The organism is Streptomyces sp. NPDC034084 (assembly GCF_055575535.1).
Window position 1 is genome coordinate 189,685 of sequence record NZ_JBVISK010000009.1, and the last position, 12,755, is coordinate 202,439.

Sequence of the window (12,755 nt, forward strand, 5' to 3'; positions counted from 1 at the left end):
GTTCAGGCGGTCCTTCCGGTGTCGCGCAGGCTGCGGAGGAGGGTGCTGCGCGGTGTGTCCATGGTGGCGAGGGTCTCGTCGAGGACCCGCTGCGGCATGCGGTGCAGGGCGTCGCGGACGTCGGCGCGCAGCCGTGCGGCGACGGCGGGCTCGTACTTCTCGGCCTTCCCCATGTGGAAGGCGATCATCGCGCAGTAGGTGCGGACGGCCTTCGGGAGGAAACGGTCCGCCTCCGCGTCCCGGGACACCTCGTCGAGCAGGAGGTCGTACGAGGGAATGAAGTCCAGTTGCCGGTTGTCGGTGATCTGGGTGAGCGAGGTGGTGACACCCCGCCGGTAGAAGACGCCGTGCAGGGAAAGCGCCGCGAAGGTGTGTGCCTTGAGGTGGAGCCGCCAGATCCAGAGGCGGTCCTCGGCGGTGCGGAGAGTGGTCTCGAAGCGGGATGCGCCGTTTTCGAAGAGACGCCCGCTGTAAATGCCGAAGGGGACGAAGGGATAGTCGACCATCGTCACCATGCTGGCCGGGGAGATGCCGTCCCTGGGGTCCATCACGGTGTCGCGGCGCTGGGCGGGGGCATAGCGGATCTGCCGCTTCCGGCCTTCCGACAGGACGTGGTCGGTCCGGGCGAAATCGCAGCCCAGGCGGGAGATCCCGGCCACGGCCGCGCTCAGATGGCCGGGTGCGTACCAGTCGTCGCCGTCGAGGAACGTGAGGTAGTCGCCACATGCCGCGTCGATTCCGGTGTTACGGGCCTGGGCGACGCCCTGATTCTTCTCGTGCCTGATGACGGTGGCGTTGGGCAGGCGGTCACGCCAGCGGTCGAGGATCTCCGGGGTCTCGTCCGTCGAGCAGTCGTCGATCAGCAGGAACTCGAATTCCGGGTCGGCGTTGTTCGCGAGACTGCGCAAGGTGTCGGGGGCGTATGCCCCGACATTGTGGAACGGTACGACGACGGACAGTTTCGGCACTCGGGATCCCCACACTGAATCGAACTACTCAACGCCGTTACGGCTGGCACGGTAACGGCCGGCTTCTCCCGGCGAACGATCCGCGCGTGCACGCCGGGTGAACTCTTGTCGTCTCCGAGGGGAACCCCTCACCCGCGCCCCCGTCGGCGGTGCAGGAAGCCCGTGGCGGCGAGCGCGAGGAGGGCGGCCGCGCCGACGGCCCCGCCGAGTCGGAGCCCCGGCGGCCGGAAGGAGCAGCCGACCGTGGTCGCCCGTCCGTCGAGGGGGACGGCGACGAGGCCCTCGTAGGCGCGCGCGGGGCGGGCGTCGGCGTCCCCGGCGGCGCAGCGCCAGCCGGAGATGCGCGGCACGGCGAAAACCGCGACGCCCCTGCTGCCCGGTGGCAGTTCGGCCGTGACGGTGTGTCCGGTGGCACGCACGCGCGTGGCGCCGCTCGCGGTGAGCTGCCGTACGGCGGAGTCGAGCCGGGCACCGACCAGGCAGCCGAGCGGTTCCTGGGGCAGCCGGGCCTTGTCCTCGGGCCCCAGGCCGATCCGTACCGTGCCGGAGGCGGGGGCGGTTCCGAGGGCCTGCATGGGGGCGCGGACGGCGGGCGGTCTGCCGTCGAACTTCACGGGCGCCTGCCCCGCGAGGGCCGCCGTGCCCTTGTACTCGGGTGCCCAGAACCAGACCTGGGAGCCCGCGGGGCAGCGGGCGATGAGGGTGCGTCCGGTACGGAGCGGGGCGGGCAGCTCGTACACGTCGGCGCCGAGCAGGCGTTCCTGCCGGGCGAAGGCCGAGTCCCCGGGGTGCGTGTCCGGCCGCTCGGGCGGACGGACGGTGACCAGGGGCGGGACGGGGGTGGTGGTGACGGTGACCGTGGCGCGGGGCGCGGCGTCCTGCCGTACCGGCTCCGTGGGCTGCGAGCGCAGCCGGGTGCCGATGGAGAAGAGGGCGTCCGCGACGGGGTTGTCGAGGGTGACCGGGTGCCGGCCCTTGGCGTAGTGGCCGAAGCCGAGCGACGTCAGGGTCCGCGAGGTGACGTCCGCGGTGAGGCTGCTGTAGTAGTCGGCGCCCTGCCCTCCGACGAGCAGTACGTCGTTGCCGCCGGGGACCTCGCCGGGGTCCGTGCGGTGGTGGGGCCAGGCGTCCGCGCGCGCCACTTCGGCGGTGACGGCCGCGTGCCAGGGGCCGATCCGGGGCGACCAGGCGACCTTGTCGCGCTGCTGCTCCTCGATCCGCTTCCCGGTGACGGCCACCTCGCCCCCCTGCGCGGCGACGAGCAGGATCACGGCCAGGACGGGGAGTACGCGCGCGTTGCGGCGGTGGTCAACGGCCAGGACGGGGAGTACGCGCGCGTGGCTCCGGTGGTCAACGGCGAGGGCAAGGAGAGCGGCGCCGCACGCGAGGAGCGCGGCCGCGCCGGCGGCGGGAAAGGTCCACCGGTCGATGTCGACGCTCCCCCGGGCCGCCCACGCCAGGGCGGCGAGCAGCGCCGTGCCCGCGAGGAGCGCGGTCGGCCGGGGCACGCCCCGGGAGGCGGAGAACCAGGCGGCGACGAGCAGCAGGCCGCACAGGACGAAGGTCTGACGGTACGGAATGCCGTTGGGCGAGGCGCCCGCGTGCCAGAGGAGATGGGTGGGCTCCCACTGGAGGGAGAGCGTCACCAGCACGATCGCGACTGTCCAGGCGGCCCGGACACGCGGGGCGACGGCCCGGTTGAAGGGCAGAGTCAGGGCGAGCGCGAGAGCGGGCGTGCCGATGAAGAGGGCGGGGCTGGAGACGCTGGCGGTGGCCGGCAGGAACCGGGCGAGGACGTCCGTCCAGGGCGCAGGGGCGAAGGTGGTCTCCGGTGTGGGATCGGCGACCTTGGTGGCGAGGAAGACGACCACGACGAGCGGCGCGGCGAGCCCGACGCCGATGAGGACGCTCCGGGTGGCGCGCAGTGCCCCGGCGAGGCGCTGCCGGACGCCGGCGGTCTCCTCGGCGGTGAGGAGACGGACGGCGAGGACGACGGCCGCGCCGAGCGTCGCCATGTACGCCGTGTAGAAGTTGGCGATCCAGGCCAGGGCGACGACGAGGGGGCCGAGGACGGGACAGCGGCCGGTGCGGGCCCATTCGCCGACCAGACAGAGGAGCGGGAAGGCGACGAGTCCGTCGAGCCACATCGGGACGGTGGCACCGTGGTCGAGGGTCCAGCCGGAGAGCGCGTACGCGGTGCCGAGCACGGCGGCGACCGGCCACGGGCCGGGGCGCAGCCGCAGGAGCAGGAGCGCCATCGCTGCCGCCGCCGCGGTGATCTTGGTGGCGGTGACGACGTACAGCGCGAGCTCGGCGCGGTCCGCCGGGAAGAACACGACGAGCAGGTCGAAGGGGCTGCTCAGGTAGGTGCCGATGTCGCCGAGGAAGTTGGAGCCGAAGCCGGAGTTCCAGTTGAGGAAGGCGTCCCCGTGCGTCTCGCCGAGCAGGAAGGAACGCCAGTAGGCGTGGAACGGCAGGTACTGCTGGCCGAGGTCGACGGTGTTCCTGGTCAGCGGGCCGAAGGGGTACGTGCGGGAGAGCCGGGTCGCGAGACAGAGCAGCACCGCCGTGAGCAGCGCGGCGGCGGCCGGAGCCCGCAGGACCGCGGACCGTGGCCGCTCGTCGCCGCCGTGCTCGTCGCGTACGGTCTCCGGCTCGGCGTACACGGCCTCGGCGGCGGGTGGCACACGACCTCCAGGGGTGCGCAGCGGAGACGCCCGGAGGGGTCGTCACGGGCCGACCGCCATTACCGCCGAGGCGGGCGACCCGCAACCGATCAGCAGGCGCTCTGCAGGCACACCCCGGGTGAACTCCGGGTGCCGCCCGGAGTTCACCCCACGCGCACCGGGGCGACGAGCTCCTCGACCGTGCGGGCCACCGTGCCGAACAGGTCCCGGACGGTCGTCAGGCTCGCGGCCTGGAGCGCCTCCGACGGCAGGACCGTGCCGTCCGGCGCCTCCAGGGGCCGGGTCGCGGTGGCCTCGGCGACCACGGTCGGGCGGTAGCCGAGGCTGAAGGCGCCCTGGGCGGTGAAGAGGACGCACATGTGCGTCATGAAACCGGCGATGACAAGGTCGCCGCTCACGCCGAGGTCCTTGAGGGTCTCCTCCAGGTCGGTGGCGTGAAAGGCGTTGGGGAACTGCTTGACGACGACCTTCTCGCCTTCGATCGGGGCGACTTCGTCGCTGATCGAGCCGATCTCGGCACGGATGTCGTACGGAGTGCCCTCACCGCCGTCGTTGACGATGTGGACGACCGGGGCGCCCGCGGCGCGCGCTGCGGCGAGCAGTCGGGCACCGGCGGCCAGGGCCTCCTCGGCTCCGTCGAGGCGCATGACGCCGGTGCGGTAGGTGTTCTGGAAGTCGACCAGGATCAGGGCCGATTCGCTCAGGCGCGGCAGCTCCTGGGGCAGGCCGAAGACATCGCGGAGGGTGGTGGAGGCGGTCATGACGGTTCCTTTCGTGGAAGGTTGCGGGAAGGGACGGGGCGTCAGGGTCGTTGCGAGCGCTCGGAAGGCCCGGAGGCAGCCCGACCCTCCCGGCGTTGTCAACGCTAACACATCAAGTAATCATCGCTAACAGAACCCGCTCACCGCACCCCACCGAGACGCCCCCAGCCCTGGATTCGCCCAGGTCCGGACTGTTAGCGCTGTTATCGTGAAGGCATGTCGACGGCACGAGAGCGCATCCTGGAAGCCACCGAGGAACTGCTCGCCACGAAGGACGCGCTGGCGATCTCGACCCGGGCCATCTGCGACCGGGCGAAGGTCGGCATGCCCGAGATCTACCGCCAGTTCGGCGACAAGCAGGGGCTGCTCACGGCAGTGGCCGACATCGGCTTCGAGCGCTTCCTCGCCCAGAAGCGGCAGAACCCGCTCACCGACGACCCGGTGGCGGACCTGCGTACGGCCTGGGACAGCCACGTCGCGTTCGCGCTGCGCAATCCGTACCTCTACCGCCTGATGTTCACGCCGACGGGCGACGCCAAGCCGCAGGCCATCAAGGAAGCGCAGGCGATCCTTCTGAAGGCCCTGAAGCGCTGCCGCGACGCCGGACGCCTGCGCATGAGCCCCGAACTGGCGGGCCAGTCGGTCCTCTCCGCCAACGTGGGCGTGTGCATGATGGCGCTGTCGTTCCCCGCACTCTTCCAAGAGCCGGCCATCTCGTACGCGGTACGGGACGCGGTGATCGACAAGGTCACCGGCGACGAGCACGAGGACACCCGGATCGGCGCGGCGACCGTCCTCGCCCAGGCACTGGTGGGCACCCTGACGGGAACGGCGCCCTTGAACACCCAGGACCTCGACCGGCTGACGCGCGCGCGGCCCCCGCGGAGCGCGGCCCCGGATCCCCGGCGGTGATCAGCCCCGTACCGCACCCTGTGGGGAGAAGGGGCAGGCGTCTTCGGTGCCCACGGCAGCGGAGTACGCCGTCCCGTTCGCCGTCGACGTTCCCAGCTGGTCAAGGATCTCGTCGGCGAGGAGATCCTGTGGCCCCTTGAGCGCGTCCGCCGCCGCCCGGTCCGAGGGGAAGACCAGCTCCGCCGCGATGTTGTCCTGCACGATCCGGGCCAGGTTGTCGAGAGCCACGAAGACCGGGTCCGAGGGCGGCTCGGCGGTCGGCAGATCGATCAGGTGGGTGGCCACCTTCGCCGGGTTCATGCACGGCCTGATGATGATCGTGTTCTGGTTCAGTACGGACGTGGCCCACTGGGAGAGCACGACGGTGTACAGCTCCTGCCACGCCTCCTCGCCGATCCTGGCCCGCCACTTCCGCAGGAGGCCCTCCACGCCGGCGATCTGGGCCTCGGCCGCGTACCTCATGTTGGTGCGGATCGCCCCGTGCACGCGGACCGAGAAGTCCTCGAACGACTTGATGTCGACGGCGCCGGCCGCGAGGGTGACGTCGATGAACCGGAGGGCGCCGTCGAGCACGTGCCCGCACGAGACCACCATCCCCTGCGGGACGCCCGCCTCGTGGAGCTGCCGGCGCGCGGCGGTCAGCGTGGCGGCGTACTCCTGGAGCGGGGCGACCCAGCCCGTGGATCCGGGCCCCCTGGACGCGACCATCTCCAGGTCATGGGCGTCGATACGGTCGGCACCGGGGAGGTTCGGGACCTTGTCGCTCAGGTAGGGCGCGATGATCGAGTGGATGCCGAGGGGCACATGGCTGACGGACTTCGCCAGCTCGAACACCTCCCCCACGGGGTGAAGCGACTCCCGCGCACCCTCGTGGAGGAGCGTGAACCTTCCTCCCTTGGCGTCGTTCTGGACGACGATGACGGGGCTCAGGCGGGTGATGAGTTCGGCCTTGAGCGCGGCGTAGTGCGCCCGCATGCCGCGGTTGACGGCCACGATCGCGTCGCGGGCCTGGCTCCTCCGGGCCGCCGAGCCGATACCGGCGGCTTCACCCCCGGTCTCGCTCCCGGCCACGGCCGGGGTTCCTCCCATGCTCGCCATGACACCGGTCGCCGTGGCACCGCCGAGGAAACTTCTGCGTGTCGACATCTTCCGCCTTCCATGAGGGAGCACTCGCTGGGCGCGGGAGGGGAACGCGAGGCGACCGGCGCGGGGCACCGTGGTCCCGTGGCGGATTCCCACCCGCGCGCCGGTGTTCCCGGCGGAAGGACAACGAGCCCGACGTCCCCAGCGAACCGGGTCGCGGGGGACGAAAGAGCGGCGGACGAAGGAGAGGGGGGCCGGGGCCGGAAGTACCGTGACAGGCGTCAGGCGTTGCCGACCGGCAGGACGTCCGGCGAGAGGGCGCCCGCGTGGGCCGAGGCGGAGGTCATGCGGCGGCGGTGGTGGCGGCGGCAGAGGACCTCGTAGCCGATCTCCTCGGCCGGGCGGTTCACGTCCCCGACGACGACCTGCTCGCCCTCGACGACCATCTCGCCGCCGACCGTACGGGCGTTGTGCGTGGCGCGGGCGCCGCACCAGCACAGCGCCTCGACCTGGAGCTGCTCGATCCGGTCCGCCAGTTCGATCAGCCGCTGCGAGCCGGGGAACAGCTTCGTACGGAAGTCCGTCGTGATGCCGAAGGCGAAGACGTCCAGGCCGAGGTCGTCGACGATGCGGGCGAGCTGGTCGATCTGCTCCGGGGCGAGGAACTGGGCCTCGTCCACGATCACGTAGTCGGCCTTGCCGCCCCGGGAGAGCTGGGTGACGAGGTACGCGTACAGGTCCATGTCCCGCGGTGCCTCGACCGCCTCCGTCACCAGGCCGAGCCGGGAGGACAGCTTGCCCTCGCCCGCCCGGTCGTCGCGGGTGAAGATCACGCCCTGAAGCCCCCGCGCATCGCGGTTGTGGGCGATCTGGAGCGCCAGGGTGCTCTTCCCGCAGTCCATGGTTCCGGAGAAGAAGACCAGCTCGGGCATGACGGGACAGGGACCTTTCAGGTCGTGGGACGGACGGGAGGGGTCGGGGTCAGGAGCGGACTTCGAGGAGCGGGACCAACTGCTCCTCGGGAGTCATGGACCCGTGCATGCCGACCATCGCGGACTCGTGGGGCTCGTTGACGGAGGCGGTGATCGCCACGTCGTCGTGGGCCGCGGCGACGACGTCGCCGATCCGGCCGTACACCCGCTCGTCGACCTCCGGGCCGAACCAGCCGAGGGAGATGGCCTCGTCCCGGCTCGCCACCCAGAACTGCTCGCCGACGACCTCGCGCCAGCAGGTGAGGACGTCCGCCTCGGCGCCGGGCACGGCGTAGAGGTGGCGGGCCCGGCCCTCGCCGCCGAGGAGGGCGACGCCCGCGCGCAGCTCCCAGTCCTCGTCGAAGTCGATGCGGTGCTGCTCGTCGAAGGGGATGTCGACCATGCCGTGGTCGGCCGTGACGTAGAGGGCCGCGCGGGGCGGCAGCTGCTCGGCGAGCCGCTGCACGAGCCGGTCGACGAACATCAGCTGGCCGCGCCAGGCGTCGGAGTCGATGCCGAAGCGGTGGCCGGCGCCGTCGAGTTCGCTGTAGTACGTGTAGACCAGCGAGCGGTCGCCGGCGGCGAGCTGCTCGGCGGCGAAGTCCATGCGCTCCTCGCCGGAGAGCCGTCCGTGAAACGTTCCGCCGCTGAGCGCGACCTTGGTGAGCGGGGTCTGCTCGAAGATCGGGGAGGACACCTGGGCGGTGTGGATCCCGGCCTCGTGCGCGAGCTGGAAGACGGTGGGGTACGGCTGCCAGACGTGCGGCGCGGTCCACGGCTTCCAGCGGAGCTGGTTCATCAGCTCGCCGGTGTCGGGGTTGCGCACGGTGTAGCCCGGCAGACCGTGCGCCCCGGGGTGGCGGCCGGTGCCGACGGAGGCGAGCGAGGTCGCGGTGGTGGCGGGGAAGCCGGCGGTGACCGGGCGGCCCGTGCCGCCCCGCGAGGAGCCGAGGAGCGAGCTGAGGTACGGGGCCTCGTCCGGGTGGGCCTTGATCTGCTCCCAGCCGAGCCCGTCGATCAGGAAGACGCAGTTCCGGTCGGCCGGCGCCAGTTCACCGATCCGCGCGTCGAAACCGGGCACGCCCTGGCCCGCCACGAGAGTCGGCAGCAGGTCGCCGAGCGAACCCGAGGCGTACTCGGGCACCGGCGCGGTCTCGGGCGCGAGCGGGACCGGGTCGTCGGGCCAGCCGTGGGTCACGGCGGTCGGCTGCACCATCAGCGGGTCGGCGCGGCGGTCGCCGCGATGGCTTCGGAGAGGGCCTGGGCGAACGCGAGGGTCTGCCGGACGGTGTCCGGGCCGTCCCCGGCGTCGCTCACGCGCAGGCTGAGGTCGTCGGCGGTGGCGTTGCCCGTGTAACCGTGGTCGGCGTCGCAGTTGGGGTCGCCGCAGGCGGCGGGCTCCAGGTCGATGCGGGAGACGGCCCCCCAGCCGATGGTGAGGACCACTTCGCGGGGCAGCGTGCCCGGCGTGTACGACTCGGGGTTGGCGACGACGCGGCTGACGACGACCGACGAGATCCGGTCGAGCTTCACGGACTCGGTGGAGGTCGTGGCGTACGGCGTCGGGGAGCTCGTGTCGGCGGCCTGCTCGTCGGTGTGGCTGACGATGAAGCGGTGCGGCGTCAGGACGAGGACGGTGACGTGGCGCCGGACCTCGTTCGCGTCGAAGGTGGTCTCCTGGTGGACCACGTACGACGAAACGGCCTCGCCGCCGACGGCGGCCTCCACCGCCTCGGCCACGAGGGCCGGGTAGTAGCCGCTGCGCTCGATCGCCGCGCGCAGCCCCTGGGTCGTCGTACCGCTCTTTGCCATGGGCTCCATCCTACGGGGCCGAGGGGCCCGCTCCGGCCCCGTCAGTAACGTGGCAGGCTCCGCGGCCCCAGGTCCGTACGGGGCGGGGGCGGGGCCAGCCGGACGGTCGCGCCGAGGACGGAGAGACCGCGGGGTGCGACGACCACCGGCTCCAGGGAGACCGCGACCACCTCGGGGTGGTCGTCGACGAGCCGGGAGACCCGCAGGAGCAGCTCCTCCAGGGCCGGGGTGTCGACCGGGGCGGAGCCGCGCCAGCCGAAGAGGAGAGGCGCGGTGCGCAGGGAGCGGATGAGTTCGGCGGCGTCCCGGTCGGTGGCCGGAACCAGCCGGTGGGACGTGTCGCCGAGCAGTTCGGAGGCCGCGCCCGAGAGGCCGAAGGAGAGGACGGCGCCGACGGCCGGGTCGATGGCGGAGCGGACGACGGTGTCGACTCCCCTGGGCACCATCGCCTGGACGACCGGCTGGAGCTCCTCCGGCTTGCCGAGGACCTCGGTCACCTCGGCGTACGCCGTGCGGAGCTGCTCCTCGGTGGCGAGGTCGAGCCGGACGCCCCCGAGGTCGGGGCGGTGGCGGAGGTGGGGTGCGGTGGTCTTGAGCGCGACGGGGTAGCCGAGCCGGCCGGCGGCCGCAGCGGCGGCGTCGGGCGTGGGCGCGGGGAGGGTGGGCAGGACGGTGATCCCGTACCGGGCGAGCAGCGCCCCGGCCTGAGCGGTGTCGAGGGTCACACCGCGGGCGTCGACGCCGTCGGCGCCGAGGACCCTTTCGATGAGCGCGGCGGCCCCGGCCTCGTCGATGTCCTCGTACTCGGGCACCCGTCCGGGCTCGGCGGCCTGTCGGCGCCACTGCCCGTACCGTACGGCCTCGGCCAGGGCGCGCACGGCCCGCTCGGCGGCGGGGTAGGAGGGGATGGTGGCTTGCAGTGCGGGGGTGGAGGCGGGGCTTGGGGCGGCTGTGGGCGCCGGAAGACCGCCGGAACGGTTCTCCGGGGTGACGGCTCCCCGCCCCGCCGAGGCCGGCCGGGGGCTCGTGGCCGTCGGCCGGGTGCTCGTCGCCACCGCCAGGGCCTCCGCGAGGCCGCCCATCTCGACGTGGACGACGACGACCGGCTTCGCCGGTGCGGGGGCGGCGGCGACGGCCTCGCGGAGGGCGGTCGCGAGCACCTCGCCGTCGCCGAACTCGGTGGCCCCGTCCTCGCCGACCCAGGGGATCGCGGTGACGACGACCGCGTCGGACGTCTCGTCGGCGAGCGCCGCCGCCAGCGCGTCCCGGAAGTCTTCCGGAACCGCCGCCGTGGTCAGGTCGAGGGGTCGCAGCGGGCGCAGCCCCTCGGTCAGGCAGACGTCGTACGTGAGGAGGCCGAGCGACTCGGAGTTGCCGAGGATCGCGACCCGGGGCCCGGCGGGCAGGGGCTGGGCAGCGAGGAGCAGTCCGGCGTCGACGAGTTCGGTGACGGTGTCGACGCGGATCACGCCGGCCTGGCGGAGCAGGGCGGAGACCGTGGCGTGCGGGATGCGGGTGACCGGGACCCGGTGGCCGGGCGGGGCGCTGCCGCTGTGCCGGGCGCCCTTGACGACCACGACGGGCTTGACGGCGGCGGTGCGGCGGGCGAGCCGGGTGAACTTCCTGGGGTTGCCGATCGACTCCAGGTAGAGGAGGACGACGTCGGTGCCGGGGTCGTCGTACCAGTGCTGGAGGAAGTCGTTGCCTGAGACGTCGGCGCGGTTGCCGGCGGAGATGAAGGAGGAGAGCCCCGCGCCGCGCCGGTGCAGCCCGGCGAGGAGGGCGATCCCGATGGCGCCGGACTGGGTGAAGAGGCCGATCCGCCCGGCGGCCGGCATCTGCGGGGCGAGCGAGGCGTTGAGCCGGACGTCGTCGGCGGTGTTGATGATCCCGAAGGCGTTGGGGCCGATGATCCGCATGCCGTACGAGCGGGCCTGCCGTACGAGCGCGCGCTGGCGCTCCCGGCCGGCGGGCCCGCTCTCGGCGTAGCCGGCGGAGAGGACGACGAGGCCGCGCACCCCGTGGTCGCCGCAGTCCGCGACGGCTTCGGGGACCCGTTCGGCAGGGACGGCGACGACGGCCAGGTCCACGGGTGCGCCGATGGCGCCGACGGAGGGGTGGGCGGGGACGCCGTCGAACTCGGTCTCCTCGGTGAGCGCGGCGTTCACCGCGTACACCCTCCCCGTGAAACCGGCCCCGAGGAGGTCGCGGAGGACGGTCCGGCCGACGCCGCCCGGTGCGCGTCCGGCGCCGACGACGGCGACGGACGCGGGGGTGAGGAGCCGCTGCACGGACCGGGCCTCGGCGCGCTGCTCGCGGGCGCGCTGGACGGCGAGGGAGCGGTCGGTCGGTTCGAGGTCGAGGTGGAGCCGTACGGAGCCGTCCTCGAAGCTGCGCTTCTGGGTGTAGCCCGCGTCGGTGAAGACCTTGATCATCTTGGTGTTGGCGGGGAGCACCTCGGCGGCGAAGCGCCGGATGTCCCGCTCGCGCGCGACGGCCGCGATGTGTTCGAGGAGGGCGGAGGCGACGCCCCTGCCCTGGTGGGCGTCCTGGACGAGGAAGGCGACTTCGGCCTCGTCGGCCGGGGCGGAGGCGGGCAGGCCCCGCTCGTTGATGCGGTCGTAGCGCACGGTGGCGATGAACTCGCCGCCGACGGTCGCCGCGAGCCCGACCCGGTCCACGAAGTCGTGGTGGGTGAAGCGGTGGACGTCCTTGGCGGAGAGGCGGGGGTAGGGGGCGAAGAAGCGGTAGTACTTCGACTCGTCCGAGACCTGCTCGTAGAAGCTGACGAGCCGGTCGGCGTCATCGGCCGTGATGGGCCTGATGCGCGCGGTGCCGCCGTCGCGGAGCACCACGTCCGCCTCCCAGTGGTCGGGGTAGGCGTGCTCCGGTGGGGCCGGCCGCGCCGCTGGTGCCGGTGGTTCCGCCGCTTCCGACTGCTCCGACGCGCTCTGCATGGGGCCAGCCTACGGCCGCGACACGACTGCGGCACCGGTCGCGTGGCGGGGGTGCGCGATGCAAGGTGTTGCAAGGTAGGGAGGGCCGAAGGGCGGTCCGATCCGGGCCGGAGGTCGGCGGGAGCACCGCGCAACCCGTGAGAGACTGGTCTAGACAACCCGCTTGAGACTTGAAGGGCAACACCATGGCTGAGCGCCGCGTCAACGTCGGCTGGGCCGAGGGCCTGCACGCCCGCCCCGCGTCCATCTTCGTCCGTGCCGCCACGGCTTCCGGCGTTCCGGTGACGATCGCCAAGTCCGACGGCACCCCCGTGAACGCCGCCTCCATGCTCGCGGTGCTCGGGCTGGGCGCGCAGGGCGGCGAGGAGATCGTTCTCGCGTCGGAGGCCGACGGCGCCGAGGCCGCGCTCGACCGCCTGGCGAAGCTGGTCGCCGAGGGCCTGGACGAGCTCCCCGAGACCGTCTGATCCGGTCCCCCGTACGACGCATGGCCGTGGGGGGGGGGAGGGCGGTGGGGGGGGGGGAGTTTCTTTTTCCTTCTTCCCTTCGTGGAGTGGGGAAGGCTTTTTTGGGAGCCCCAAAAAATCGGAACCAAATTCTCTTT

Annotated in this window: 10 protein-coding genes; 2 read left to right on the forward strand and 8 right to left on the reverse strand. The window is 72.7% G+C overall.

Annotated elements, in window-relative coordinates; genetic code table 11:
• Nucleotides 1–2: 2 nt before the first annotated feature.
• From ACZ51I_RS29075 to ACZ51I_RS29085, 3 genes are all read right to left on the reverse strand, one after another.
• Entirely contained in the window at nt 3–968 is a 966-nt protein-coding gene (locus tag ACZ51I_RS29075) for a glycosyltransferase family 2 protein (RefSeq protein WP_468881671.1), read from the reverse strand.
• 128 nt (nt 969–1,096) lie between these two features.
• A complete protein-coding gene (locus tag ACZ51I_RS29080; RefSeq protein ID WP_468881674.1) occupies nt 1,097–3,655 on the reverse strand; it encodes a YfhO family protein in 2,559 nt (852 codons plus the stop codon).
• Nucleotides 3,656–3,798: 143 nt separating this feature from the next.
• Nucleotides 3,799–4,416: an isochorismatase family protein gene (locus ACZ51I_RS29085; protein ID WP_468881677.1), complete on the reverse strand. Its 618-nt coding sequence runs from the start codon at nt 4,414–4,416 to the stop codon at nt 3,799–3,801.
• Nucleotides 4,417–4,632: 216 nt separating this feature from the next.
• Here ACZ51I_RS29085 and ACZ51I_RS29090 point away from each other — a divergent pair, with 216 nt between their 5' ends.
• Complete coding sequence (locus tag ACZ51I_RS29090) at nt 4,633–5,328, forward strand: TetR/AcrR family transcriptional regulator (RefSeq protein ID WP_468881679.1); 696 nt, start codon at nt 4,633–4,635, stop codon at nt 5,326–5,328.
• On the opposite strand, the gene ACZ51I_RS29095 is transcribed toward ACZ51I_RS29090, so the two are convergent.
• The 5 genes from ACZ51I_RS29095 to ACZ51I_RS29115 all read right to left on the reverse strand — a co-directional run bounded on the left by ACZ51I_RS29095 (nt 5,329) and on the right by ACZ51I_RS29115 (nt 12,151).
• A complete protein-coding gene (locus ACZ51I_RS29095) occupies nt 5,329–6,474 on the reverse strand; it encodes a hypothetical protein (RefSeq protein ID WP_468881682.1) in 1,146 nt (381 codons plus the stop codon).
• 218 nt (nt 6,475–6,692) lie between these two features.
• Nucleotides 6,693–7,343, reverse strand: a complete 651-nt coding sequence (locus tag ACZ51I_RS29100; RefSeq protein ID WP_468881684.1) for a thymidine kinase — start codon at nt 7,341–7,343, stop codon at nt 6,693–6,695.
• A gap of 49 nt (nt 7,344–7,392) precedes the next feature.
• Nucleotides 7,393–8,598, reverse strand: coding sequence for an alkaline phosphatase family protein (locus tag ACZ51I_RS29105; RefSeq protein ID WP_468881687.1), 1,206 nt, complete (start codon nt 8,596–8,598; stop codon nt 7,393–7,395).
• Nucleotides 8,598–9,194: a DUF5998 family protein gene (locus ACZ51I_RS29110; RefSeq protein ID WP_086831561.1), complete on the reverse strand. Its 597-nt coding sequence runs from the start codon at nt 9,192–9,194 to the stop codon at nt 8,598–8,600. The genes ACZ51I_RS29105 and ACZ51I_RS29110 overlap by 1 nt, the downstream gene beginning before the upstream one ends.
• A gap of 41 nt (nt 9,195–9,235) precedes the next feature.
• The gene (locus ACZ51I_RS29115; RefSeq protein WP_468881691.1) at nt 9,236–12,151 is read right to left on the reverse strand and encodes a bifunctional acetate--CoA ligase family protein/GNAT family N-acetyltransferase; all 2,916 of its coding nucleotides are present in this window, start codon (nt 12,149–12,151) and stop codon (nt 9,236–9,238) included.
• A 185-nt stretch (nt 12,152–12,336) separates the two neighbouring features.
• Between ACZ51I_RS29115 and ACZ51I_RS29120 the strand changes: the two genes are divergently transcribed.
• Entirely contained in the window at nt 12,337–12,618 is a 282-nt protein-coding gene (locus ACZ51I_RS29120; protein WP_015036698.1) for an HPr family phosphocarrier protein, read from the forward strand.
• The last annotated feature ends 137 nt before the right edge of the window (nt 12,619–12,755 follow it).